23 protein-coding genes and 1 tRNA gene are annotated in these 24,795 nt (G+C 62.4%); 2 read left to right on the forward strand and 22 right to left on the reverse strand.

Features of this window, described 5'->3' with window-relative positions; translation table 11 throughout:
* Positions 1-141 precede the first annotated feature (141 nt).
* Entirely contained in the window at positions 142-2,166 is a 2,025-nt protein-coding gene (gene htpG, locus COLINT_RS06665) for a molecular chaperone HtpG (RefSeq protein ID WP_006723687.1), read from the reverse strand.
* A 471-nt stretch (positions 2,167-2,637) separates the two neighbouring features.
* Here htpG and COLINT_RS06670 point away from each other — a divergent pair, with 471 nt between their 5' ends.
* On the forward strand, positions 2,638-3,603 hold the full coding sequence (locus COLINT_RS06670; protein WP_050750576.1) for a PDDEXK family nuclease: 966 nt from the start codon (positions 2,638-2,640) through the stop codon (positions 3,601-3,603).
* Between the two features lie 237 nt (positions 3,604-3,840).
* Here COLINT_RS06670 and COLINT_RS06675 read toward each other — a convergent pair whose 3' ends face one another.
* The 8 genes from COLINT_RS06675 to COLINT_RS06715 form a co-directional block, all read right to left on the reverse strand.
* The gene (locus tag COLINT_RS06675; RefSeq protein WP_006723692.1) at positions 3,841-4,782 is read right to left on the reverse strand and encodes a transketolase family protein; all 942 of its coding nucleotides are present in this window, start codon (positions 4,780-4,782) and stop codon (positions 3,841-3,843) included.
* Positions 4,783-4,786: 4 nt separating this feature from the next.
* A complete protein-coding gene (locus tag COLINT_RS06680) occupies positions 4,787-5,608 on the reverse strand; it encodes a transketolase (protein WP_039910680.1) in 822 nt (273 codons plus the stop codon).
* A gap of 193 nt (positions 5,609-5,801) precedes the next feature.
* Positions 5,802-6,482: a transaldolase family protein gene (locus COLINT_RS06685; protein ID WP_039910681.1), complete on the reverse strand. Its 681-nt coding sequence runs from the start codon at positions 6,480-6,482 to the stop codon at positions 5,802-5,804.
* 177 nt (positions 6,483-6,659) lie between these two features.
* Positions 6,660-8,051 carry a sensor histidine kinase gene (locus tag COLINT_RS06690; RefSeq protein ID WP_233418402.1) on the reverse strand — a complete coding sequence of 464 codons (1,392 nt, stop codon included), beginning with the start codon at positions 8,049-8,051 and terminating at the stop codon, positions 6,660-6,662.
* 32 nt (positions 8,052-8,083) lie between these two features.
* Positions 8,084-8,797 (reverse strand): response regulator transcription factor, encoded by a 714-nt coding sequence (locus COLINT_RS06695; RefSeq protein WP_006723696.1) that lies wholly within the window; start codon positions 8,795-8,797, stop codon positions 8,084-8,086.
* A gap of 148 nt (positions 8,798-8,945) precedes the next feature.
* A complete protein-coding gene (gene pstB / locus COLINT_RS06700; protein WP_006723698.1) occupies positions 8,946-9,839 on the reverse strand; it encodes a phosphate ABC transporter ATP-binding protein PstB in 894 nt (297 codons plus the stop codon).
* Between the two features lie 173 nt (positions 9,840-10,012).
* Positions 10,013-11,389 (reverse strand): sensor histidine kinase, encoded by a 1,377-nt coding sequence (locus COLINT_RS06710; protein WP_006723699.1) that lies wholly within the window; start codon positions 11,387-11,389, stop codon positions 10,013-10,015.
* Positions 11,390-11,473: 84 nt separating this feature from the next.
* On the reverse strand, positions 11,474-12,187 hold the full coding sequence (locus COLINT_RS06715) for a response regulator transcription factor (RefSeq protein ID WP_039910684.1): 714 nt from the start codon (positions 12,185-12,187) through the stop codon (positions 11,474-11,476).
* A gap of 381 nt (positions 12,188-12,568) precedes the next feature.
* On the opposite strand from COLINT_RS06715, the gene COLINT_RS06720 reads away from it, so the two are divergent.
* Positions 12,569-13,918, forward strand: a complete 1,350-nt coding sequence (locus COLINT_RS06720; RefSeq protein ID WP_006723701.1) for a D-alanyl-D-alanine carboxypeptidase family protein — start codon at positions 12,569-12,571, stop codon at positions 13,916-13,918.
* 95 nt (positions 13,919-14,013) lie between these two features.
* On the opposite strand, the gene COLINT_RS06725 is transcribed toward COLINT_RS06720, so the two are convergent.
* The 13 genes from COLINT_RS06725 to COLINT_RS06785 form a co-directional block, all read right to left on the reverse strand.
* Positions 14,014-14,373: a hypothetical protein gene (locus COLINT_RS06725; RefSeq protein ID WP_006723702.1), complete on the reverse strand. Its 360-nt coding sequence runs from the start codon at positions 14,371-14,373 to the stop codon at positions 14,014-14,016.
* On the reverse strand, positions 14,366-15,304 hold the full coding sequence (locus COLINT_RS06730) for a TatD family hydrolase (RefSeq protein ID WP_233418404.1): 939 nt from the start codon (positions 15,302-15,304) through the stop codon (positions 14,366-14,368). The genes COLINT_RS06725 and COLINT_RS06730 overlap by 8 nt, the downstream gene beginning before the upstream one ends.
* Before the next feature lie 5 nt (positions 15,305-15,309).
* Positions 15,310-16,194 carry a 16S rRNA (adenine(1518)-N(6)/adenine(1519)-N(6))-dimethyltransferase RsmA gene (rsmA, locus tag COLINT_RS06735; RefSeq protein WP_039910685.1) on the reverse strand — a complete coding sequence of 295 codons (885 nt, stop codon included), beginning with the start codon at positions 16,192-16,194 and terminating at the stop codon, positions 15,310-15,312.
* Positions 16,195-16,336: 142 nt separating this feature from the next.
* Positions 16,337-17,938, reverse strand: a complete 1,602-nt coding sequence (gene metG / locus COLINT_RS06740) for a methionine--tRNA ligase (protein ID WP_039910686.1) — start codon at positions 17,936-17,938, stop codon at positions 16,337-16,339.
* Between the two features lie 81 nt (positions 17,939-18,019).
* Positions 18,020-18,943: a 16S rRNA (cytidine(1402)-2'-O)-methyltransferase gene (rsmI, locus tag COLINT_RS06745; RefSeq protein WP_006723706.1), complete on the reverse strand. Its 924-nt coding sequence runs from the start codon at positions 18,941-18,943 to the stop codon at positions 18,020-18,022.
* Positions 18,944-18,946: 3 nt separating this feature from the next.
* Positions 18,947-20,011 carry a glycoside hydrolase family 5 protein gene (locus tag COLINT_RS06750; RefSeq protein ID WP_006723707.1) on the reverse strand — a complete coding sequence of 355 codons (1,065 nt, stop codon included), beginning with the start codon at positions 20,009-20,011 and terminating at the stop codon, positions 18,947-18,949.
* A 147-nt stretch (positions 20,012-20,158) separates the two neighbouring features.
* Positions 20,159-20,231, reverse strand: a tRNA-Phe gene (locus tag COLINT_RS06755).
* A gap of 125 nt (positions 20,232-20,356) precedes the next feature.
* Positions 20,357-20,713, reverse strand: coding sequence for a DUF192 domain-containing protein (locus COLINT_RS08205; protein WP_006723708.1), 357 nt, complete (start codon positions 20,711-20,713; stop codon positions 20,357-20,359).
* Positions 20,713-21,207 carry a hypothetical protein gene (locus COLINT_RS06765; protein WP_006723709.1) on the reverse strand — a complete coding sequence of 165 codons (495 nt, stop codon included), beginning with the start codon at positions 21,205-21,207 and terminating at the stop codon, positions 20,713-20,715. Before COLINT_RS06765 ends, COLINT_RS08205 begins: the two co-directional genes overlap by 1 nt.
* Positions 21,155-23,224, reverse strand: coding sequence for a hypothetical protein (locus COLINT_RS06770; RefSeq protein ID WP_006723710.1), 2,070 nt, complete (start codon positions 23,222-23,224; stop codon positions 21,155-21,157). The genes COLINT_RS06765 and COLINT_RS06770 overlap by 53 nt, the downstream gene beginning before the upstream one ends.
* 58 nt (positions 23,225-23,282) lie before the next feature.
* Complete coding sequence (locus COLINT_RS06775) at positions 23,283-23,801, reverse strand: TadE/TadG family type IV pilus assembly protein (protein ID WP_006723711.1); 519 nt, start codon at positions 23,799-23,801, stop codon at positions 23,283-23,285.
* Between the two features lie 162 nt (positions 23,802-23,963).
* Positions 23,964-24,512 (reverse strand): hypothetical protein, encoded by a 549-nt coding sequence (locus COLINT_RS06780; protein ID WP_039910687.1) that lies wholly within the window; start codon positions 24,510-24,512, stop codon positions 23,964-23,966.
* A gap of 11 nt (positions 24,513-24,523) precedes the next feature.
* A complete protein-coding gene (locus COLINT_RS06785; RefSeq protein WP_050750582.1) occupies positions 24,524-24,709 on the reverse strand; it encodes a Flp family type IVb pilin in 186 nt (61 codons plus the stop codon).
* Between the last annotated feature and the right edge of the window lie 86 nt (positions 24,710-24,795).

Consider the following 24,795-nt stretch of genomic DNA (forward strand, 5'->3'; position numbering starts at 1 on the left):
ATCTGACGTACGTCTTAATACTTTCTGCAAACTACCAGGAATCCGTCATGAGTCCCCACCATGAAAAAGCCGGGGCGCCCCGTCTGGAGCACCCCGGCGGATCGGCCGGCATATGGGCCGGCATATCGTTTTCGAGCTCGCCTACATGAGTTCGCAGACGCTCTGGGCGAAGGCAACTGGATCGGCCGGCAGAATGCCCTCGACGAGCAGAGCCTGATCGTAGAGCAAGCCGGCGTACAGCACGAGCTTGTCCTTGTCGCCGGCATCATGTGCGGCCACGAGCTTGTCGAACACGGCGTGCTTGGCGTTGAGCTCGAGTACGCGCTGGGTCTTGGGCATCTCACCGCGATCGGCCTCGGGGCCGCGAGCGAGGACCTTCTCCATCTCGAGCGACAGCGGGCCCTCGGTGGTGATACAGGCGGGCGCGTCGGTCAGGCGAGCAGAAACCGCGACTTTCTCGACCTTGTCGCCCAGCGCCTCCTTCATGGCGTCGAACAGGTCGCCATGCTCCTTGGTGGCCTGTTCGGCATCCTTCTTCTCGTCCTCGGTCGCCAGGTCGAGATCGCCGGTCGCCACGTTCTTGAGCTCGAGGAAACGGTCCTCAGTCTCCGGCTCGGCACCATCGGCCACGGCCTTGGCGGCAGCTTCGCGGGCGGCGTCGTCCTCGTAAACCTTAGGGCAGTTCTTGGCGGTGTACCCACGCATTGCCTGGAAGGTGAACTCATCCACGTCCGTCGTGAGCAGCAGCACGTCATAACCGCGATCGAGCACGCCCTTGACCACGGGCATCTTGGCGAGGCGGTCGCGGTCGTCGCCGGCGGCGTAGTAGATGGCCTTCTGGCCCTCGGGCATGGCGGCGGCGTACTCGGCGAGCGTCACCATCTTGTTCTCGCGCGCGCTCCAGAACAGCAGCAGATCGCCCAGCTCGTCGGCCTTCATGCCGTAGCTGGAGTAGATGCCGAACTTGAGGCCGCGGCCGAAGTTCTCGAAGAAGGTCTCGTAGTTCTCGCGATCGTTGTCGCGCATCTTCTCGAGCTCGCTCGTCACGCGCTTCTCGATGCGCTTGGCGATGGCCTTGAGCTGTCGATCGTGCTGCAAGGTCTCGCGGGAGATATTGAGCGAGACGTCCTGGGAGTCCACCACGCCGCGCACGAAGTTGTAGTAATCGGGCAGCAGCTCGGCGCACTTGTCCTGGATCAAGACGTTGGAGCTGTAGAGCGCGAGACCCTTCTCGTAATCCTTGCTGTACAGGTCGAACGGGGCGCGGCTGGGGATGAACAGCAACGCGTCATACTCGAGCGTGCCCTCGGCATGGAAGCTCACTGTGCGGGCCGGGTCCTCGAAGTCATGGAAGGTCGATTTGTAGAACTCGTTGTAGTCCTCGTCGGACACGTCGGAGCTGCGCTTCTTCCAAATCGGGGTCATGGAGTTGATGGTATCGAGCTCCTCGTAGTCCTCATACTCCGGCGTATAGTCATCGCCGGCATCCTCGGGGCGCTCCTTCTCACGACTCTTGGTGACCATCATCTGAACCGGGTAGCGCACGTAGTTGCTATAGCGCTTGATGAGGTCCTTCAGGCCCCACTCGGACAGGAAGGTATCGTAGTTCTCGCCGGGCTCGCCATTCTCGCCCTCGATGTTCTCGCGAATGGTTAGGATGACGTCGGTACCATGCTCGGAGCGCTCGCCTTCCTCGATGGTGTAGCCCTCGAGGCCATCGGACTCCCACACGTGTGCGACGTCCTCGCCAAAGGCGCGGCTGACAACGCGAACGCGCGATGCGACCATGAACGCGGAGTAGAAGCCCACGCCGAACTGACCGATGATGTCCACGTCGGAACCCTGGTGCTCGGCGTTGGCCTGCTTGAACTCCTGGCTGCCGGAATGAGCAATGGTGCCGAGGTTGTTCTCCAGGTCCTCGGCGGTCATGCCAATACCGTTGTCAGATACGGTGAGGGTGCGGGCATCGCGATCGAAAGAAACGCGAATGGCGAGGTCCTCGTCGTCCAGCTGAATGCTCGAGTCGGAAAGGCTCTTAAAATTGAGCTTGTCCACCGCGTCCGAAGCGTTGGAGATGAGCTCGCGCAGGAAAATCTCCTTGTTGGTGTAGATCGAGTTGATCATGAGGTCCAGGAGCTTCTTGCTCTCCGTTTTGAATTGCTGCATGCTCGAAATGCCCTTTCTGCCGTTTGCGGGCCGACTCGCGCCGACCGATACGCCCAAGACCGGCGCATCGTTATTGAACGACTTCCATGGTACCCACAATTGCACTCATAAAACCTAAGTCATAATCACTTAGATTCAGATGACACAATTGTTTTTCATGAGTCATTCCACAAGTTGTCGACCGCGCAGGCCGCAAACCCTTCTGCCAACTATTCATTTCGGCGACTTCGGTCAAATAAGTCATTCATACAGTAGTCTGATCTTGTGAAACCTCCTGCGTGCGGGCGCATTCCCCCACGAATCGCAACTCTCGGCAAAACTATGACATCCATGAGCGGCATAAGGCGACTTTCACCCCGATGCGCTCGGCGCGTTTCCCCCTATTCGCCGCACCAAGCACTGTATAAGGCTTCTTTTTGACCACTCTTACAATTATCGGCCAGCATGGCCAAAAGGATGTATCGTCTATGCATGGAAGGAATTGTTTGCGCGTGCGGCGCCTCCGCACTTGAGCTATATCGGTCGAGCAAGCGCCTCATCCCGACGCTGCTCGATAAGCCGAGGACCGGCAAGGTCGCCGGACTCATGGTCCCGCCGCGACAATTACTGGAAGACGACATGACCGCACGCGGCGTCGCCAAGCAACCCTACCATGTCCTGGTCGATGGCAACCACGGATACAACCCACGGCGGGACATCCATGCCGTCGCTTGCTATCACCCGCTTCCGCCTCGATCGCTCATTAAAATCGACAAAGGTTTTTGGGTAACGAGCCCCGAGTTCACCTTCATTCAGATTTGCGCAGATGAAGATCTGAGCGATTTCGACATCATTTGCTTGGGATATGAGCTTTGTGGAACCTACGTTCTCGACGATTCATGGGACGGCCTCACGTGCATCGATGAGCCTCTCACATCAACCGAGAAAATCGGCAGACTCATCAATTCCATCCATAGAGTCCCCGGAATCAAACGGGCTAGAAACCTGATAAAGCATGTACACGACCTATCGAATTCCCCCATGGAAACCATTCTGGCCATGCTCGTTTCCCTGCCGACAACGAAGGGCGGTCTTGGCCTTGGCCCCATCTCCCTGAACCACCCTGTTGCAACCCCCGTAGGGCAAAGACGCGTCGACATCGGCTTCCCCAGACAGCGTGTCGGACTGGAGTATCAAGGCAAGGAATTCCACTCGATCGAAGCGGCGGGACGCGACGCGCGAAGGCAGAATAAGATCGTCGGATCGGGCTTCACGATACTGAACGTTTGGTATGAAGACCTAATTGATGAGCATCTCTTCCAGCAACTCGTCACCGATCTGTTTCGCGCATTGGGAATCCGGAAGCGCATTCGGGTCACCGGATACCACACGCTTCAAAAGCTACTGCGCATGCAACTCATGCCCGCCATCAAAGCATACGGCAGCAACGAGTTCTAACAATCGTGCAAAAAGCCACCGAGCACCTGGAGCCAATCGCGCCAAAAGCCCATCGAAGGCCGCCCGCCCCAAGGCCGCCCGCCTGCCCCAAAGCCGCCTGTCCCAAAGCCACCGCACCCCATCGGCAGATCCGGCGTGCTGCCGCGAACGCAATGCTTTCACCCTATGAAAAACGCGGCGTCGCGATCAGAGCGACGCCGCGTTGCATTGCATACCGCGAACAAACTGAAGAAGCCGCTAGGCCAGCACCTCGCGAACGGCGGCGGCGATGCCCTCGGCGTTCAGGCCGTACTTGTCCAGCAGCTCGAGTGCGGGACCGGACTCGCCGTACACATCCTGCACGCCCACGCGACGCATGGGGACGGGGCTCTTCTCGCACAGAACGGCGGCGCAGGCCTCCCCCAATCCGCCGATGACGGAATGCTCCTCGACCGTGACCACATGGCCGGTCTTGGCCGCGGAGGCAAGCAGGGTGTCCTCGTCGAGCGGCTTGACGGTGTGCATGTTGACGACCTCGACGGAGATGCCCTCAGCGGCGAGCGCGTCGGCCGCCTCGAGCGCAGCGGAGACCATGAGGCCACAGGCGACGACGGTCGCGTCGGTGCCCTCGCGCATCACGATGGCGCGGCCGAGTTCGAACTCATAGTTCTCGGGATCGTTGATCACCGGCGCGGCCAAGCGACCAAGACGCAGGTAGAACGGGCCGTCGGTGGCGTAGGCGCAACGCGTCGCAGCACGGGCCTCCACATCGTCGGCGGGGACGACCACCGTCATGCCGGGGATGGTGCGCATGAGGGCGATGTCCTCGTTGCACTGGTGCGTCGCGCCGTCCTCGCCCACGGAAATGCCGGCATGAGTCGCGCCGATCTTCACGTTGAGGTGCGGATAGCCGATGGAATTGCGAATCTGCTCGTAGGCGCGGCCGGCGGCGAACATGGCAAAAGTGCTCGCAAAGGCGACGCGACCGGTGGTTGCGACGCCCGCGGCGAGGCCCATCATGTTGCCCTCGGCGATGCCGGCGTTGTAGAAGCGATCGGGGAAGGCGGCCTTGAACTTGGCCGTCTGGGTCGCAGCCGCAAGGTCGGCGTCGAAGACCAGGAAGTCGTCGTGCTCTGCGCCAAGCTCGACCAGGGTCTCGCCGTAGCTCACGCGGGTGGCGATTCTCTTCTCGTCTGCCATAGCTTTAAGCCTCCTTCGCGAGCTCGGCCATGGCCTGCTCGAACTGCTCGTCGTTGGGGGCCTTACCGTGCCAGCCCACCTGGCCCTCCATGAAGGAGACACCCTTGCCCTTGACCGTCTCGGCCACGATGCACACCGGCTTGCCGGTGACGGAGCGGGCCTCCTCGAAGGCCGCACGGACCTGAGCCATGTCATTGCCGTCTGCCAGCTCGATCACATGGAACTTGAACGCGGCGAACTTGTCGGCGATGGGCATCGCGGAGTTGACCTCCTCGATGCTGCCGTCGATCTGCAGGCCGTTGTGGTCGACGATCAGGCAGAGGTTGTCCAGCTGCTGGTTGCCCGCGAACATGGCGGCCTCCCAGACCTGGCCCTCCTCGATCTCGCCGTCACCGAGCAGGCAGTAGGTGCGATAGGCGTCGCCCCAGTGCTTGGCGGCGAGCGCCATGCCCACGGCAGCCGAGATGCCCTGGCCCAGGGAGCCGGTGGACATGTCGACACCCGGGGTGTCGTTCATGTTGGGGTGGCCCTGAAGGTGGCAGCCGACATGGCGCAGGGACTCGAGGTCCTCCTTGGGGAAGAAGCCGCGCTCGGCGAGGGCCGCATACAAAGCGGGAGCACAGTGGCCCTTGGAGAGCACGAAACGGTCGCGGTCGGCGCGGCGCGGGTCTGCCGGGTCGACGTTCATCTCCTCGAAGTAGAGGTAGGTGATGATGTCGGCGGCGCCGAGCGAACCACCGGGGTGCCCGGACTTCGCTGCGTGCGTGCCGATCACGACCCCCTTCCTGACCTCATTGGCAACCTGGATGAGTTCCTCATCGCTCATGGACGATGCCTCCTTGTGGGTGAGCGGTGCATAAATGTACGCGACAATCATAGCGGGACAATCGGCGAACAGGGCGCTCGCAGACGGTAAATTCAAAACTATTTTTTTCGCAGACAAGGGTGTTTACCTGCGATAAAGCGCTTTACCACAACTGGGTCGCCAAACCGGCGAGACGCTTTACCGACCCCTCGTCTCACGCGTTTGCGACGCGCTCCCAATCGGCCTCGAAGGTCGCAATGCCGGCATCGGTGAGGGGATGATGGAGGCATTTCTTGAGCGCCTTCATGGGGACGGTGGCGATATCGGCGCCCAACAGGGCAGCTTGGACCACATGGTTGGCCGTGCGCACCGAGGCGGTGATGATCTCGACCACGCCGTCCGGGTTCTTGCCGGACCAATCGTAGTTCTTGATGCACGTGATCACGTCCGCGAGCTGTGAGATGCCATCAAGCGCGATATCGTCGTAGCGACCAACGAACGGCGAGATATAGCGGGCGCCGGCATTGGCGGCCAGCAACGCCTGAGTCGCGGAGAAGATGAGCGTCATATTCACGCGAATGCCCTCATCGGCCAGGATTCGGCATGCTGCCAGACCGGCCTCGCAGATGGGCAGCTTGATGACGATATTCGGGGCGAGCGCGGCGAGCCGTCGTCCATCGGCGACCATGCCATCGACCGTCGTCGCCGTGGTCTCAGCCGACACCGGCAGACCCTTGCAGAGCTCGGCGATCTTTTGCATGTGGGGCTCGAAGTCGGCGAGGGCGCCGCCCGTCTTGGCGTACAGGCTCGGATTGGTGGTGACGCCGGCCAGGCATCCCCAGCTCTTCGCCTCGGCGATCTCTTCCAGGTTCGCGGTATCGATGAAGAACTTCAAGGCAGACCCTTTCTCACGCTGTGCCACAGCGCCAGTATACGCACGGAGTCGCAAGGGACCGCATCGGGCGGGTAAGGGCTTCGAGCTGAAACGTGTTAGCCGCCACCCAACGGTAGCAACCCGCGCGCAAGCGGTATGAACGAGCCCCCGGGACGGGCAACACTCCCGCGCACCGGCTTAAACCTCGATCTGCTCCTGGGCAGGGAACCGCACGGTGATCGTGGTGCCACAGCCGAGCTCGCTCTCGAGCTCGATGCGGGCGCCGTGGTACGACGCGGCGTGTTTCACGATGGCAAGGCCCAGGCCAGTACCGCCGCGCGCCTTGGAACGGCTCTTGTCAACCCGGTAGAAGCGCTCGAAGATCTTCTCCTGCTCCTCGGGTGCGATGCCGATCCCCGTGTCGGCAACCCGGATGTAAGGCGTGGGGAAATCACAATCCGGCGTAGCCTCGACACCGCACGAGAGGGTCACCGACCCACCCGGGTGGTTGTATCGAATGGCGTTGCTCGTCAGGTTGTAGGCGAGTTCGTCGACCAGGCGGGGCACACCGGTCACCATGGCCGGCGCGCAATCCAGATCCAAATCGATCTCCGAACGCGATGCGACCTGTTCGAGACGCTGGACGATTCCGTCGAGCATGAGCGGGAGGTCGATGGGCTCCCATGCGCCGAGGGCCGCCGCAGCCGAGTCTCCTTCGGAACGCTCGGCCTCGTCGAGGTTGGAAAGAGTGAGGATGTCGTTCACCAGCGAGGTGAGACGCCCCGCCTCACTGTAGATGCGGCGTCCGAAGTCGCGCAAATCCGCCTCGTCGGTCACGAGACCGTTGGCGATGAGCTCGGCATATCCCGAGACCGTGGTAAGCGGAGTCTTGAGTTCGTGCGTGATGTTGGCGGTGAACTCGCGGCGCATGCGGTCGTTATCGGCCAGCACGCGCATCTGGCGCTTGAGCTCCTGACGCTGGCTCTCGATACGCTCCAACATGGGCTCCATCTCGGAATAGGCGTTTTGGACATTGCGGCGCGGATGATCGAGATCGACCTCGAGCAAGGGCTCGATGATGCGATGCGATTCGCGCCGCGCAACGACGACGGCAACAACGGCGCCACCGACGACCATGAGGACGACGGGCAAAGACAGCGTTCCCAGGATGGCCAGGTATCCCGCTTCTCCCTCGGCAATGCGCACCACACTGCCGTCGGCAAGGCGCACCGCCTGGTAGAGCATGACCTCGCCCAGCGTCGTGCTCGAACGCTCGGCGGAACCGTAGCCTGTCGAGATTGCCTGCTCGATCTCGGGACGGTCGGCATGGTCCTCCATCTTGCTCGCGTCGGTATCGCTGTCGAACAGGACATCGCCATCGGGATCGACCAGGGTGACGCGGATGTTCTCCAAATGCAGTCGACGCAGCATGGTGAGATGGCTGGGGGCGCTGTTGAGCGAAGCCGCGACCACACGGGCCTCGTCGGCGAGCTCGGCGCTCGTCGCATGGACGAGGCGCTGCTGTACGATCAAGGTAAGGGCGAGGGCGAACACGATGATGGTCGTGAGCGACATCCCCAGGATGGTCACGAATACGCGCCTCGACAGCGACTGATGGCTGCTCATTCGGCGGAATCCGCAACGGCCTCATCGGCCGCGGCACGATCGACCAGGCGATAGCCCACGCCGCGAACCGTCTCGATGCGATCGGCATGCGAACCGAGTTTCTGGCGCAGGGTCTGGACGTGCACATCGACGGTGCGCGAACCGCCATCGAAATCCCAACCCCACACGCTCTGGAGCAGCGACTCACGCGTGAAGACGACACCGGGCTTGCGCATGAGGTACTCAAGCAAATCGAACTCTCGCAGGGTGAGCTTGAGCTCACGGCCATCCACGCGAACCTCGCGGTGGCTCGGCGAGAGCTCGATGCCACCCACGCTCAGCATCTCGGGGGCGGGACGGCTCATCATGCCGCCGCGGCGCAGCAGGGCGCGGCAGCGGCTCGTGAGCTCCATGAGGGAGAAGGGCTTTGCGAGGTAGTCGTCGGCGCCGCCGTCGAGGGCGACGACCTTATCGAGCTCCGAGTCCTTCGCGGTGAGCATCATGATGGGCACCGTCGCGGTCGCCTGGTCGGCACGCAAGCGGCGCATGATCTCGAGGCCGTCGGTATCGGGAAGCATGATGTCGAGGAGCACGGCGTCGGGCACACGGCGGGCGACGGCGGCCTTGAACTCGCTGTCGCAGCTGAAACCCTCTGCCTCGATACCCTGCTGGCGCAAGGCGTACAGGGTCAGGCCCCTGATGTTGTCATCATCTTCGACGTAATAAATCATGCGAACGATACCTCCTCGACCGTTTCGACAATTCTACCCACTGGACGGCACCGCTGAGGGTCTTGACCGTCCCGCGCCGATACAACGGTGTACGCCCCGCGCGCGGCACCAGGGCACCGGATGCGGGACGCACGTCCGGTCTGCTCGATTAACCGAAACGACCGGTAAGGTAATCGGCGGTGCGCTGATCGCGCGGAGCCTTGAACATCTGCGTGGTGGGCGCGTGCTCGACGAGCTCGCCCAGCAGGAAGAATGCCACGGAGTCGGAGATGCGCGAGGCCTGCTGCATATTATGGGTAACCACCACGAGCGTGTAGTCGCGCTTGAGCTCCATGGCGAGCTGCTCGACCTGGACCGTCGAGATCGGGTCGAGCGCAGAGGTGGGCTCGTCCATAAGCAAGACCTCGGGCTGTACCGCGATGGCGCGGGCGATGCACAGGCGCTGCTGCTGGCCGCCGGACAGGCTCAGACCGGAATCCTTGAGCTTGTCCTTGACCTCGTCCCACAGGGCGGCGCGACGCAGGGAATCCTCCACCAGCGCATCGAGCTCGCTGCGGCTCTTCACGCCGGCGCCGCGCGGTCCGTAGGCGACGTTGTCGTAGATGCTCATGGGGAACGGATTGGGATGCTGGAACACCATGCCCACGCGCTGGCGCAGCAGCGTGGTGTTGTAATCGGCGTAAATGTCACGGCCGTCGAGCTTGATGGAGCCCTCGACACGGCAGTCCTTCACGTAATCGTTCATACGGTTCAGGCAACGCAGCAAGGTCGACTTGCCGCAGCCGGACGGCCCGATGAACGAGGTGATCTCGCGCTCGGGAATATCGATCGAAACGTCCTTCAGCGCATGATGGTCGCCATAGTACAGGTTCACGTTCTCGACGGAGATACGCGTCTTGTGCACAGGGGCGACCTCGCTCCCCGCACCGGCGGGGACCATGGGCACGTCACCCCGCTCGCGCAAGGCAGCCTCCTCGGCCGCGCGCGCCATCGTCTGGGCGCTATCCTCGGGCGTGTAGTCCACCTTCGAGCCTCCTCGCATTCTTGCTCATAGCTCTCAGCATGGTACGACCCGCACTTCAGGCACCCGTGAACCACATGTAAGGTGCGTGTAAGCCCGAACTCATCAAACGGCGCCGGCATATCAAACGCTGACAAAGCAACCCCTCATTTGAGGGACAGTCCCCAAATTGAGGTTTCGCAATTGGGCTTTTGTCACGCGGGCACGACGATGGTGAACACGGTGCACTCGGGGGTGGACTCGCACGCAATGGTTCCGCCATGTGCGGTCACGATCTCCTTGGCGATGGCGAGGCCCAGGCCGGCGCCGCCGCGGTTGGTCGCGCGCGCCGCATCGAGGCGATAGAACTTCTCGAAAATCGTCCCAAGCTTGGCGGCGGGAATCGGGTCGCCCTGGTTCTCGAAGCGCACGGTCACCGAGCCCTCCCCGCGCACGGCTTCGATGTGGATCGTCGAGCCCTCGTAACTGTAGGCGATCGCATTCTTCATCACGTTGTTGAAAACGCGGGCCATCTTGTCGCCGTCGACGAGGACCGTGAGATTCAGCGGCGCGTCGACCTCGACGTGCTTGCCCTGTTCGGCGAGGGTGGGATAGAACTCGTCCGCAACCTGCGCGAGAAGCAGGGAAAGGTCCACGTAGCCACGCGTGAGCACGATGTCGTGGAAGTCGAAACGCGTAATGTCGAAGAATTCCTCGATGAGCGCGTCGAGGCGATGCGCCTTGTCGAGCGCGATGCCGGTGAAGCGAGAGCGCTGCTCCACAGGCAGGTCGGGAGCCTCCTGCAACAGGGAGAGGTAACCCACCACGCTGGCGAGCGGCGTCTTGAGATCGTGGGCGAGGTAGGTGACCAAATCGTCCTTGCGGCGCGCCTCATCGCGCAGGGCGTCGGCGACCTGGCGCTCCTGGTCGCGCACGCGGCTGATCGCACCCTCCACCTCCAGGAAGGTTCCGTCGAGGTTATCCACATCCTGCGGGTTGTCGATCAGGCGGTCAACAAGGTGGCCGGCGATGACTCGATCCGCGGCAGCCTGCCCGCGGTCGTAGCCGGCATAATACAGCGCACGCCCCACAAAGAAGACGCCGCACACCGCGCATGCAAGCAAGAAGCCGCAGAACATGAACAGGTAATCTATATCGACAAACAACGGTCGTGCACGAGCCGTGAGCAGGGATCCGAAGAAAATCACGGAGAACCAAGCGGAGCCGCCGAGCGTCACCGCGCGGCGGACCGTCACAAAGCGGTCCGTAAGCATGTAGCCCACGACAATCGCGATGAGGAACGCGATAAAGCTCTCACGCGCGATGACCGCAAATGAGAGAAGCACCAACACGACCAAGGAAAGCAGGCGGCTGTCGAGCAGGATTCGCAGCTTGGCGATGACCTCGTCGATCGAATCGTTCGAGGTCGTGAAGAAGCGCTCTCCGACAGCAGGGGCAGCCGAGGCATCGATATTGGGGGCATCCGCGGCGCCCGCCTGTCGCGGCGCTTCCGAACGGTCATTGGGCAGCCCCGTCATGGGGTTCACCGGCGCGTGCTGCTGGTGCGCCGATCTCTTTTTCTCAGTGTTCATCTACCCTGCTTTCGCCTCGATTTTGAGATGTCTCGGGATACGGGCACGACGATTATCCGCGAAGCGGTAGCCCCCAATCGGAACTCACTTCTCGATGGTGTACCCGACGCCCCAGATGTTCTTGATGAAGCGCGGGTTCTGGGCGTCATCCCCCAGCTTTTCGCGCAGGTGGCGGATGTGCACCATGACGGTGTTGTTCGAACCCGCCATGAATTCCTCGTCCCACACAGCCCGGAACAGCTCCTCGACTGGCACCACATGGCCGCGATGCTCAGCGAGGTACAGCAAAATGGAGTATTCGAGCGGAGTGCAGCGCACGGACTTCTCGTCCACGGTGACCGTGCGGGCATCGCGATTGATCTCGAGCCCGTTGAAGGAGATGATCGGACCCGCATCCTCAACGGGGGCCGCTTGCTCGCGGCTACCGTACCGCGTGTACCTGCGCAACTGCGCCTTGCAACGCGCCACGAGCTCGAGCGGGCGGAAGGGCTTGACCATGTAGTCGTCCGCGCCAAGGGTAAGGCCCTCGATCTTATCGGACTGGCTGTCGCGGGCGGTGAGCATGATGACGGGATAGGTGCGCTCGGTGCGGATGGTGCGGAGCAACTCGAAGCCGTCTACATCGGGAAGCATGATATCGAGCACGGCGAGATCGAACTCCCGCTCCAAGATGAGACGGGCGGCATCGGCGCCGTTATACGCCAGCGTCACATCGAATCCCTCATTACGCAGGTAAATCCCCACGAGGTCGGTGATGGTCTTCTCGTCGTCCACGACGAGAATACGAGGCGTATCCACGATGTGCTCCTTTCCGTCTCGTCCATTATGGCGAAAAGACCACGCCGACGCACCTCCTTGCAACCGCGTTAAGCATAAGATAAGTACTCTCTCATCGAATGGATGGTCATAATTCAACTTCATACAGTCGCACTGTCTTAAGGTGACGAACCCTGAGCTCTCAACTTGCGTTCGCCGCGGCCGCAAAGGCGCAACTCCGCCCCCTTATGCAACGCGGCACCCCGCAAATCGACGTCCCAAGTCACTCGCATACAGCCCCACATACTGTATGGATTAAGTTTTTGACCACAGTCGTAAAAATCGAGGCACCACATGACTCGAAACGATGTCCCAACGGCACGAGGCGTATACTGCATTCAATTCCCCAGACAGAAGGAACACATGAACAAAGCTCTTCCAGCCGCGCTCGGGACAGTCCTCACCGCCGCATTCGTCCTATTCGCAATCCTCGTCGAACCCGCATACGCCGATGCCCTCTTGACCGACCTGGTCCTAGGAACTTCGGCGCAAGAGCGCGGGCTCGCCATCGAGGAGATGCCCGACATCTTGGCAACCCACGCCATCATCATGCGCCCCGATGGATCCGTGTATTACGAGCGCGAAGCCGATTCCCCCATCAAGATCGCCTCGACCACCAAGGTCATGACCGCGCTCGTCGCACTCGACCACTGCGATCCATCCGAGACCCTCACCGTCGATCACGCCGCCGCGACGGTGGGCGAATCCTGCGTGGGCCTCAAAGAAGGCGACACCCTCACGCTCGAACAGGCGCTTACCGGCCTCATGGTCATGAGCGGCAACGACGTGGCCACCGCCATCGCCACGCACGTCGGCGGCAAGATCGACCCCGCCAGCGCCGACCCGTACGGGACCTTCATCAAGGCCATGAACGACCGCGCCGCCCAACTCGGCTGCACCGATACGCTGTTCGAGAACCCCCACGGCCTCGACTTCGGCGCCTGGGTCGGCAATCTGCACAGCACCGCGCACGACGTCACGCGCATCTGGGCCGAAGCATGGCACAATGAGGCCTTCCGCTCCTTTGCCTGCAGCGACGCCACCGAGATGCACGTCACCTCAGCCGACGGCAGCGCGCGTTCCTTGCCCCTCACCGTGCGCAACAAGATCCTCGGGCGCGATGGCAACCTTGGAGGCAAGACAGGCAGCACCTACGAGGCGGGCGAGTGCTTCGTGTGCACGTTCTCGCGCGAGCCCGAGGGCGAGGTGTATATCGCGCTCTTCGGGTCAAAGGGCGACGAGGGGCGCTTCAACGATACGCTGACCCTCGCGAACTGGTACTATGGGCACTTTGCCAACCTTCCCTTTGCCACCAGCCCCAAGCAGGTCGGGGGCGTGCCCCTGGCCGCCGAGGCGGCCTGCGTCGATTGGTCCGATAAACTCATGGACCTCACCTTCGCCGACGCAGACGCAGCCGCGCGCGTATTCACGCTCGGCGGACCCATCGAACAGAAGGTCGAAGTCGACGAGCTCCGCGGCAAACACGCGGCGGGAACTGCCGCGGGGTCGGTCACCTACACCCAAAACGGCGAGACCATCGGGTCCGTCGAGCTCACAACGACCAACGAACTCGAACCCCCCAATCTTCTCGAGTGGCTTGCCGTCCAACTCGATCGCCTCGTGCGCCTCTTCGAGGGCAAGCCGCCCACAGCTGAGGAGCGCATATACGCCACCATGCCTGACCCGCTCTCCATCGACGGATGGAACGCGTAACAGGGCAACGGCGCCCATACCTTTCAACAAGCGGGCCGGCCAGGGAACGAACATCCCCGGCCGGCCCGTGCATGAAGAAGATTCGGCAAGCGAACTTACTCGCCGCGCGCTTCCCTCGTGAGCTTCTTGGCCTGATGACGCGAGACGAACCACACGATGAACGAGGTGAGGAACAACAGCGTGGCGGCCGTGCTCGTCACCGTTTCGAGCTCCGGCATCCCCATGCTCGCCGCGAATCGCGACACCATGAACGCCACGATTGTGCAACCAAGCAGCGGGTAGAACACGCGCGTGAGCGGCAAGGAGGCGTGGATATCCCGATCGATGGGCGCCGGGCCCTGCACCGCCTCGCGGCGGGCACGCAGCTCCCGGGCGACTTCCATCGCGCGCTCGTCCTCTGCCTTGAGCTCGGCGAGCTCCTCGGGGGTCATATCGCGTTTCGATTTCCTACTCATGGCGACCTCCAAATAGGGCGTTCGAGGTATTCCAAATCGCGGTGGCGACCGCGTCGGGCAACTCGCCCGTGCGGTCGGCGCGGTCATATATGAGGACATCGGCAGTCTGGGCAATCATCGCCGGCTCGCACTCCAGGCCGCGAATGGGTTCGGGCGCCATATAGGGGCAATCGGTCTCCAACAGCAGGCGGTCAAGCGGACAAGCGGCGAACGCCTCCCGCACGGCGTCGTTGCGTTTGAACGTCGCGGCACCGCCGAAGGCGATATGGCACCCAAGCGCAAGAAAACGCTCCATAGTCGCTCGATCCTCGCCAAAGCAATGCAGCACGCAGCCCGCGGTGGGCACGCCCACGCGCTCGAGCACGGAGATCGCATCGGCATGGGCCGTGCGAGCCTCATCGCCGTAGTCGTTGCGCAGATGCAGCTCAACAGGAACGTTGCGCTCGACGGCAAGCGAGAGCTGACGCGCCATGACGTTCATCTGCGCAGCGTGCGGAGCCGCCTCGATCTGGTCATCTGCATCAAAGTGATAATCCAGGCCGATCTCACCGATACCCGCGCACAGAGGGTCATCCAGCGCGGCTGCGACCTGTGCATGCAACTCGTCGGCATAATCGAGCGTCCCGTAGGGATGGACGCCCACCAAGTAGCGAACGCGTACCTCGGCACCACGATCGGCGGCGGCATCGATCACCCCATGCAACCAACGGGAGAACGCCAGGGCGTCGGGAGTCTCCTCCGATTTATCAGCGATGGGGTCGAAGATGGTCATCAACTCGCGCACGCCCGATTCGTGCGCGCGGACGAGCACTTCGACGGGATCTTTATCCTCACCCCAAAACGATCGCAGGTGAGCATGGGTGTCGAACAGAGGCGCATGCACTGGCGGCAGCGTGAACACCTTGTTCTTCTTGGTGAACGAGATCGCCACGAGCCTCACTCCCCGCTCGGCGCGCTCGTCAGCGAGGCGGCGAGCGCGATGAAATCTTCCGTGGTAAGCGCCTCGGCTCGGGCGGTCGGCGAGATTCCGCACGCTTCGAAGGCGGCGTCGAGCGCGTCTTTGTCAAAGCCGTTCGAGCTCATGGAGTTGCGGATGGTCTTGCGGCGCTGCGCGAAGGCAGCATCGACCACACGCGCCACGGCTGCTGCATCGGCGGGGGCCGCTCCCTCGCCCTCGGCATCAGAAACATCCACGCGGTCGATTCTCACAACAGCGGAGTCCACATGCGGCGCAGGCATAAAGCAGCGTGGAGGAACCTCGAAGCGCCCCGTGACCTCGCCGTACAGCGAGAGCTTCACCGTGTAAGCGCCATAGGCCTTGGTCCCCGGCGCCGCGGCGATACGATCGGCAACCTCCTTTTGAACCATGACAACGGCACGGCGAAGCGACGGCATGGTCTGGAAGAACTGCAGGATGATCGTGGCAGCCACGTTGTAGGGCAGGTTCGCCACGAGCAGCTCGGGCTCGCCGTCCAGCGCCTCGGCGATCGCCACAGGCGGCACCGCGAGCGCGTCCCCCATGATGAAACGGAAGTTGGAGTGGTCCATGGCGTGCGCCGAGAGAACCGGCTCGAGTTCGGTGTCCATCTCGATGGACGTCACGCGGGCAGCTTCCTGCACAAGTGCGAGCGTCAACGTGCCAATGCCCGGCCCCACCTCGAGCACGCGCTCGGAGCCCGTGAGCTCAGCCAACGCCATAATGCGCTCGATGACATGATTGTCGATAAGGAAGTTCTGACCCAAGCGGTGCTTGGTCGCCAGGCCGAACGCTTCGAGCATCTCGCGCGTTGCCGTGGGGTTCGCAAGCGGGGATGTGGTCATACGCGCTCCATTCAAAAGCTCAGCAAAGAAACCGACCGCCCAAAGTGCCCGAGATTGCCGTAAGAGGGGCGCAGCGTGCATAAGGCACGCAAGCGGCGATCAGGCGGCAAGGTCGGGCGCCTCAGGTGGTCGGTCGGGTTCATTAACCCAGACGGGGGAAGAGGGCCTCGCCCTTCTCGACCGGCAGGCCAGCGGCCAGCTGGCCCCAGACGCAAGATGCGTCCATGTCGTCAGTCGCGGCCTCACCCTCACAGCCGATGCGGCGCAGGGCCTCGGCGCTGGTGCTCGGCATGAGCGGCATGAGCAGGTGGGCAGAAATGCGGATAGCCTCCAGCAGGTTCCAAATCACGTTGGCGAGCTCGCCGGCCTTAGCCGGATCCTTGGCCAGCGTCCAGGGCTCGGAATCCTCGATGTAGTGGTTGGCGGCATGGATCAGGTCCATGATCTCCTTGGCTGCATCCCCGTAGGCGAATGCCTCCATCTTGGCGGCATAGCGCTCGAAGATGCCCTCGGCGGCCGAGGCCAGCGGGTTCTCGGCGTAGCCGGCGGCATCGGCGGCGCGCTCGGGCGTGGCGCCCTCAAAGTACTTGATGCACATGTTGGTCGAACGCGAGATGAGGTTGCCCCAGCTGTTGGCCAGATCGGCGTTATAGACCTGCTCCATACGGCCGAAGCTGATGGCGCCGTCGGTACCGGGGGTGACGTCGGTCATGAAGTAGTAGCGATAGCCCTCGACGCCGAGCTTCTCGATGACCTCGCGCGGGGCGATGGCGTTGCCGCGGGACTTGGACATCTTCTCGGCCTTGCCGGTCTCCTCGTTCTTGACGGTAAGGAAGCCATGGGCAAAAACATGCTCGGGAAGGGCCTCGCCCAGCGCCATGAGCATGGCGGGCCAGATCACGCAGTGGAAACGAATGATGTCCTTACCCACGATGTGAGTCTGAGCGGGCCAGCGGTAGGCGAAGTCGGCAGCGGCCTCGTCGCCCTCGGCGCCATAGCCCACGGCGGTCATGTAGTTGATGAGCGCGTCGAACCACACGTAGGTGACATGCTCGTCGTCGAAGGGAACCTCAATGCCCCAGTCGAAGGAAGTGCGGGAGACGGACAGGTCGTTCAGACCGCCCTCGACAAAGGAGCGAACCTCGTTCATGCGAAAATCGGGCTGGACGAAATCGGGATGCTCGTCATAGAGCGCGAGCAGCTTGTCCTGGAACGCGGAGAGCTTGAAGAACCAGCTCTCCTCCTTGACGCGCTCGAGCGGGCGATCGCAGTCGGGGCAGAGGTGCTCGCCCTTGGTGCCGCGGGCCTCGTCGGCCTTGTCGACCTGGGTCTCGGTGAAGAAGGTCTCATCCGGCACGCAGTACCAGCCATCGTAGCTGCCCTTGTAGATGTAGCCGGCCTCCTGCATGCGCTCCCACAGGTACTGCACGGCGCGCTTCTGGCGGGGCTCGGTGGTGCGGATGAAGTCGTCGTTCGAGATCTCCAGCTCCTCCCACAGCTCATGGAAGTGAGGAGCCTGAGAGTCGCACCACTCCTGCGGGGTCATACCGTGCTTTTCGGCGGCCTCGGCGACCTTCTGGCCGTGCTCGTCCATGCCGGTGAGAAATTTGACGTTGTAGCCGGCGGCACGGCGGTAGCGCGCCTGGACGTCGGCGATGATCGTAGAGTACGCGGTGCCCAGGTGCGGGTCGGCGTTCACGTAGTAGATGGGTGTGGTGATGTAGTAGGACGGCTTCGAGCTCATGACGCGCGGCTTCCTTCCCTCTTTGGTTTTGATGCAATGCTTCATATTAGCAGGTTGGGCGCATGAACCGCCACCCGGCCTTTATGCCTCTTGCTGCGCTTCGAGCACCAAGTTGTACACGTCGCGTTTCTTGCGCGAGTACTTCTGCGCCAAGCGCTTGGCCAGCGCGTTTGCCGAATCGCCGGCGGCGAGGCCCTCGGCGATATCCGAACGCAACAGCTCCTCGGGATTGGCGGCAGCGCCCTCATCGACACCAGACGAAAGAACGGCCTGAAGGCGCTCCAGCTCCTCCTCACTCGGTGGTGCCACCACGATGACCATCTCGCCCTTGAGCTCGCCACGCTCGCGCAGCCGCTCGAGCAGAACCGGCGCCTCATCACGCAAAACTTCCTCGTGAAGCTTGGTGAGCTCACGGCACAACGCAACCACGCGCCCCGGAAACACCTCGGCGATCGCCTCGAGGGACGCCTCAGCCCGATGCGGGGACTCGTAGAACAGCAACGCGCCGGGGATGGATGCGAGGCGACGCAGACGCTTTACCCGTTCTCCATGTTTGCGCGGCAAAAAGCCCTCGAAGAAAAACTGGTCGCACGGAATACCGGAAAGCACGAGCGCCGTCACACACGCGGACGGGCCCGGCAGGACTTCGACACGCGCGCCCGCCTCGCGAGCCGCGTCGACCAGAACCTGGCCGGGATCAGAAACGCTCGGCATGCCGGCATCCGAGGCAAAGGCGATACGCTCACCGGCGAGCAGCCGATCCACGAGCTCGGGAGCGCGCCGCGCGATCACGTTCTCGTCACAGCGAACAAGCGGCTTTGAAATACCCAGATATGCCAGGAGCTTCGAGGTCACGCGCGTGTCCTCGCAGCAAATCACATCTGCGTCGCGAAAAGCCTGCGCCGCCCGCGGGGCAAGATCTCCCAGATTGCCGATCGGGGTGCCGACCATGGAGAGCACGCCCTCCGCGCCGGCGACAAGGCGCTCCGTGTTGTTCTCCGTCATCCGCTACTCCATCATCGCACGCTCGAGCGGCGCCAAGGCCACACGGGCATCCCATGCCGCAATGCGGCGCTCCGTCTTCCAGGTTTGGAAGAACCATCCGTCCGCATCGTCGAATGTCGCGAGCTGATTGGAGACGAACACGCGCTCATACGCACGGCGTCCCTCGGGTGTCAGGGAAGATCCGGCCAGCACCGCAGCGCCCGACCACTCGCCGACGAACACCGGGAACCCAAGATCGGTCGCTCGGCGAATCAAATCCTTGTTGCGCCCAAGCGCAGCGGCAAGGCCCCTCGGAGTGGTGATGTCTTGCGCGGTCTCGTCGCGGAAGTGATATAGGTGCAAATCCATCACGACGTTCTGGTATCGGTCGCCGGCCATGAAGCGCTTCCAGGCGCCAGGATGGCCAGAATCCGAAAAGACGATGACCTTGCGAGAGGGCATGTGACGGCGAATCGCCTCATACGCATCGCGATAGAAATTGCGTAGGTAATGGCTGGGAATGCCCTCGGTCACAGTGAACAGGTTTTTGCGGACGCTCATCACGGGCGAGTCGAGCAACTCAATACCGAGCAAGCCGTCCCGCTCGCCATAGCGCTCCGCCAAGCGCTCGAGCGTCTCGAGCGCGACGGCGCGGCCGCTCACAGACGAGTGCCAATCGCCGACGATATCGGGGGTCACGGAAGACCCATTCGCGTCGCCCTGCCCACCGGGAACGGTCGCCAAATCGAGCAGGACGCGCATCTCGTACTTCTCCGCCCACTCCAATGCGCGGTCGATGTAGTCGATACAAGAAATATAGGACTCGCGATCGGTCTGCGAACCAAAAACGTGCCACGGCAAGGGGATGCGCGCCGCGTTGAGGCCCATGGCGGACATACGCTTGAAATCAGCTTCGGAGATAAAGGTCTCATAGTGCTCACGGACGCGCTCGTTATAGGCGACCGCACCCAGCACCTGCTGGAGCTCCCCGTCATTTGAAGCGCCGGTGGCGGCAAATAACGACGGTGTGACCCATGGTTCCAAGATGAACCAGCCGGACAAATTGACACCGCGGATCCTGTCTGACATCGGTGCTCCCCTCGAGTCTCGGTCGACGCGGCAAGAGTCGCCGCAATACAATCCTAATACCCCAAGCCAACTCGTCGCGATCGGACGGGCGTGGAACTGATACAAAAAAGACCTCCTGTTTCCAGGAGGTCTCTTCAATGACGAGGGTGGCGCGGAAGGGAATCGAACCCCTGACACGAGGATTTTCAGTCCTCTGCTCTACCAACTGAGCTACCGAGCCAAGTCATACTGTCGCTGACAGCGGTGATTACTATACCAAATTGAAAAACTCGGTCAAGCAACTTTTGAAAATAGTTTGGGCAATCCCTTTCCGCCACGCAACCAATGCCCCTTTGCACCCGCCATTCAGCTCATCCGACTCACTTCACGCACGGGCGACCGGCGCTCCAGCGCAAACCGCGCTCCGGGGCAGCTGACAACACGCCACCCGTCCACACCTTCGACGCACTTCGCGATTCTGCCGTCACCATCGGCAAAGGCGATATCAAGGTCGAATCTCATGCCGCAGGTATGCACGGACCCGCAATGCGGAAACACCAGCACACACGATTCGCTCCCTTCCCCGCTGAAATCGGAACGGCCAAAACCCCAAAGGCGATCGAAAAATGTGCAGGCCCATCTCACCTCGCCCGACCATCCCAGCGCCTCGATTGCCCTCTCCACCGCATGGAAGTCGAATGAGCCCACATCCATCGGCACCATCACACAATCACCCCCGAACGCCACGGATCGATCGTCACGCACCGCTCATGCTCCATGAATAGCGGTGCACCGAGTTCGACACCCGCAATCGACCACCCCTGAGGCCATGGTCGGTATCGCATCACGCAGGTAACGTCTCTCAGCGGGCCCACAAGCCCGAGTACCCCTGAGCCATCGAGCCCACCCCGGCCTCCCTCGGAAACCTCCACCTCGATCTCCACCTCATAGCCTTCCATCGCACGCTCCAGCTCCCCTGCCACGGCATCGGCCACACCCCACGTCCCCGCCCCCGCATCGGATTCAGATGCCGGCGGAGAGCTTCCGTGCGCCAAGACGATATCGGGAGCCACGCGGTCAAATCTCGCCGTTGCGGATACGAAGACCATCATGTTGTAGGAGATCAACGCCAACACGACAAGAACCGGCGCCACCACCGCAAGCTCAACTGTCGCCTGGGCCCCTTCTTCGCACACGACCCCCTTCCGTGCCGACATTCCCCATCCCCCTTCCTTCCAACAGATCGCGTACCCGCAGCGTAATGGGCACGACCCTTCCGCTTGGCAGCCGCACTTCGGCCAAGATGATTTCAAGCGAGGTCATCCGCTCCCCCAGGTCATAGCCAACAGCCCGTGCCATTCCTTCGAAATCGAGATCGACCTTCGACAGCTCGCGCAATGCGGTCTGACCATCCACCAGGGCCGGTACATCGGAGCGTGCGAGCACGTCTGAGCTGTCAACAAGGACCGGCTTGCGAGGTCGCATGTCAACCGGCTGCATGTCAAGTGCACGCACCACGCCCGTCAACCGATCGCCCAGCCAGCTCCCAACAGAACCCAGCCCCTGGCTATCAAGGCCTCGCATGAGCTCGTCAAATGCCTCTTCCAGCCCCCGACCAGCGTCCCCATAAGAAACCAGCAACTTTCCCCACAGGTCCAGAACCCCGTCCATCAGTCCGACCACTCCGTCGGATCCAACACGCTCTTGAAGCGACGAGAAGAACCCGGACAGTACGCCACCGCCTTCGGAGATCCCATCCGTAGCGAGAACCGCAGCCGCCATGGCACCTCGCCGTGATACATCAGGACTGGCGGCAAACGATGTCTCAAGCGCATCGGGCGTCGCATACTCCGAAGACAATACGAAGGAGACGCACCCGAAACGGCCCGGGGGTGCAATGCGTGGGCGCTTCCCCTCAAGCGTCGCCATGGCCCGATCGAATGCATCTGCCGCCCGCTCGGCATCCCCACGCGCAGCCGCCTCGGCCTCATTTTGGCGACCCTTCGCTTCGAGATATTCCCGGAGTGCTTTCGTAAACGCCCGCAGGTGATATTCGAACCCGTTGTCGATCGACGTCGACGCGGCAGGCGCCCGGCCAAGATCATCGACCCCGAAACAGCACGTCGGGCACTCCAAAATCGCCCCATTGTCCAGTGAGGCGAGAGAGGCGGGCGCCCTAAGAGCCCCTCGAGCGCCTGGACACGATTCATCGAAGTGCAACGTTCTCCCGTGCGCTTCCATGCTCGTCGGCCACGCCTCCTCGGTGTAAAGCAACGTCCCCCTCACTTCATCGCTATTGCGCGGCAGAAATTCGAGCGTGGTGTACGCCTCCTCCCCGTCGTCAACCACGCGGGCGCCGTCGAGATGCCCGAGCGCATATCGATAGAATGCGCGACGGGCCGCCGCATCCGCACGCGCCTCCACGCTGCTTCCCTCGGGCTTATCGTTCTCGCACCTCCAACGGTAATAAGCACGGGCGCGCGCTAGCGCACACTCGGGATTCCACGTGATGCTCGAGGCGAAATCGGGATTCTCAGCAGCCGACAACCCTGAAAGGCTCCCCGCGCGCTCCTGCATGTTTCGTCCAGGAGCACCGCAATCCGCCAGCCACGCCTCTTCCTTCCTTGTCGCAGCCTCCTCCGAGATCCGCTCGAGCTCGGCTGCCGTTTCCTCGAGGCCGCCGCACGCCTGCTCCAGGCCCTCTGTGTCGATCCCCTCCCCCTCCATCGCCGGAAACTCCGATGCGGACGTGGTCGGAACCGCAAAGGCGGTGCCTCGATACCCAACGCTTTCCGATCCTTGTGCATCGCAGGCACGCGCGGCATTCGCCGCGATTAAAAACGGCAGCGACCCCTCGACCCGCTTCAACCCGCTCGAGGCCGACGATATGAAGGAATCCCGCATATCGAACACGCGCATGGCGGCATCCAGCGTCTCCCGAGCGAGCCCCTGTCCGCCCGGAACAAACAGCCCAACCATCCCCGCTCCCGTCATCGTGAACCCGGCGAGCCCCAAGCTCAGCGCACATGCGTCCAGAACCGTCGCCGCGGTGTGATAAGAGCTCACAACGTTCTCTCCGGCCAACGCGGTCGCGTCGGCACCAACCTGGACATCGCCCGCCCGAGATGCGCTCCATATCGCCAAAGACGACGAAAAGAGTAGGGAAAGAACCACGAGCATCGCACAGGCGGACGCCACAGTCGTATAGGCGCCGTCCTCGATAAACAAGTCCATTCCCACTCTTTTCCCTGGAGGAGGAAGGATCCCGGCTCCACAACGCCCTCGCCGCCGCCTATTCCCACACCGAAATCCAGTCCGCATAATCGCCCTCAACCCACGAGGGCCTTCCCTCATACGCAACGCGCACCTCCATCCGCACATCGCCATGATCCTCCCGCTCCCCAAACGCGCGGGCAAACGCCCCGATCACGGGAAGCGGAGTCACATGCCCGACGATTGCGACTTCAACCGAACCGCCCGTGCTCAAAGCCGGAACGCACTCGATATCCCAAGAACGCGGTCCCCCTGCATGAAAGATCGCCAAATCCGGCACAGCAGCCAGGCGCCTGTATGCAAAGCGTTCGTACACCTCCACCTCATCCGAGCCCGAAACCATGAGCCGGGCCGTCTCAGATGCGGCGGACTCCATAACGGAACGCGTATACAACAGGCACACCGGCTGCAACGCCAGCAACAGCAACGTGAGTAAAGCCGGGAACACCAATGCGCCCTCGACCGTCGCCTGTGCCCGAGATTCCAAGAACAGCTCAATACAGTGCGATATCGACATAGCCATCCCCTTCGAGTCCATGCGATGCCGCCTTTACGGCGGCGTCGGCAAGCCACCCCCGTTCAGCCACTCTCCATAACGCCGCCATACCCAAAATCAGGGCGAGCAGGGCGAGCACCGTCAATGCATACTCCACCGTCCCCTGTGCGGCTCTTTCTCTGACGATGCCTCGCACGCTCGGCATCAACGCTCGGGCAACACGCGCGTCACCCGAACGCGACTGACCGCATCGTCCTCCGTAGTGACCAGCAGCACATCGCACCACGTCGTCCCTTCCCTCAGCACCGCTCCCCACACGTTCCCCTTCAGGTCCAAATAGCCACTCGCAACAAGGGAAGCTGTCCTCGTGCGCGCATATGTCTTGAGAACGTCCTCCGCAAGTGCAGGCAGCGAAGCGCGTTCCTCAAACTCCACCGACGCGCAAGGCCCGTCGCCCATGCGCACCGCGTCCTTCTGCCATGCGTGGAGATCGTCCAAAAACCCACCGAGAGAGCTGGCTCGCACATGTCCGGACATCACTGGGCCCAAACCCGTCATCAGGCCATCCATCGCCACCTCAACCGAACTCCCCGCATTTGCGCGAGCGTCCTCGACAACCGCATCGCGAAGAGATCCCCGCTCCTCTGCAGATTCCAAACGCCCGCGTTCGCTCACCACGCACTGCGTCGCGAACACAAAAGCGGTCGAAAGCACTGTGAGCGCCAAAGGAAGCGCCGCCAGGCGCCAGTCCACGCGTCTCCCCCTCACAGGCTGTTGATCCCCTGCGAAATCGCCTCCCACAACGAGCTGACCTTGTCTCGAAACGCCACGATCGCCAGAATCGCTATCACCACCAGCACTCCGACGAGGATTGCGTACTCGGTCGTACCCTGGCCGCTCTCCTCGCGCAGGATCTGGCGGACCGGCCTGTCACCAGAGACGGCCCGCATCGGGCCATAGGACAGCAGCGGGCATGCAGCCGCAATGCCGAGAGCCGCCTCCCGCGCCTCCCTCAGTGCTTCCTCAACAAATACCG

The sequence above is a fragment of the Collinsella intestinalis DSM 13280 genome (assembly GCF_000156175.1).
Taxonomy (GTDB): Bacteria; Actinomycetota; Coriobacteriia; order Coriobacteriales; family Coriobacteriaceae; genus Collinsella; species Collinsella intestinalis.

Coding starts and splice junctions, on each gene's coding strand:
- htpG (WP_006723687.1), bottom strand. CDS start 2,166: ATGCAGCAATTCAAAACGGAGAGCAAGAAGCTCCTGGACCTCATGATC.
- COLINT_RS06670 (WP_050750576.1), top strand. CDS start 2,638: ATGGAAGGAATTGTTTGCGCGTGCGGCGCCTCCGCACTTGAGCTATAT.
- COLINT_RS06675 (WP_006723692.1), bottom strand. CDS start 4,782: ATGGCAGACGAGAAGAGAATCGCCACCCGCGTGAGCTACGGCGAGACC.
- COLINT_RS06680 (WP_039910680.1), bottom strand. CDS start 5,608: ATGAGCGATGAGGAACTCATCCAGGTTGCCAATGAGGTCAGGAAGGGG.
- COLINT_RS06695 (WP_006723696.1), bottom strand. CDS start 8,797: ATGATTTATTACGTCGAAGATGATGACAACATCAGGGGCCTGACCCTG.
- pstB (WP_006723698.1), bottom strand. CDS start 9,839: ATGCGAGGAGGCTCGAAGGTGGACTACACGCCCGAGGATAGCGCCCAG.
- COLINT_RS06710 (WP_006723699.1), bottom strand. CDS start 11,389: ATGAACACTGAGAAAAAGAGATCGGCGCACCAGCAGCACGCGCCGGTG.
- COLINT_RS06720 (WP_006723701.1), top strand. CDS start 12,569: ATGAACAAAGCTCTTCCAGCCGCGCTCGGGACAGTCCTCACCGCCGCA.
- COLINT_RS06725 (WP_006723702.1), bottom strand. CDS start 14,373: ATGAGTAGGAAATCGAAACGCGATATGACCCCCGAGGAGCTCGCCGAG.
- rsmA (WP_039910685.1), bottom strand. CDS start 16,194: ATGACCACATCCCCGCTTGCGAACCCCACGGCAACGCGCGAGATGCTC.
- metG (WP_039910686.1), bottom strand. CDS start 17,938: ATGAGCTCGAAGCCGTCCTACTACATCACCACACCCATCTACTACGTG.
- rsmI (WP_006723706.1), bottom strand. CDS start 18,943: ATGACGGAGAACAACACGGAGCGCCTTGTCGCCGGCGCGGAGGGCGTG.
- COLINT_RS06750 (WP_006723707.1), bottom strand. CDS start 20,011: ATGTCAGACAGGATCCGCGGTGTCAATTTGTCCGGCTGGTTCATCTTG.
- COLINT_RS08205 (WP_006723708.1), bottom strand. CDS start 20,713: ATGGTGCCGATGGATGTGGGCTCATTCGACTTCCATGCGGTGGAGAGG.
- COLINT_RS06765 (WP_006723709.1), bottom strand. CDS start 21,207: ATGTCGGCACGGAAGGGGGTCGTGTGCGAAGAAGGGGCCCAGGCGACA.
- COLINT_RS06770 (WP_006723710.1), bottom strand. CDS start 23,224: ATGGACTTGTTTATCGAGGACGGCGCCTATACGACTGTGGCGTCCGCC.
- COLINT_RS06775 (WP_006723711.1), bottom strand. CDS start 23,801: ATGGACTCGAAGGGGATGGCTATGTCGATATCGCACTGTATTGAGCTG.
- COLINT_RS06785 (WP_050750582.1), bottom strand. CDS start 24,709: ATGCGGGCCGTCTCTGGTGACAGGCCGGTCCGCCAGATCCTGCGCGAG.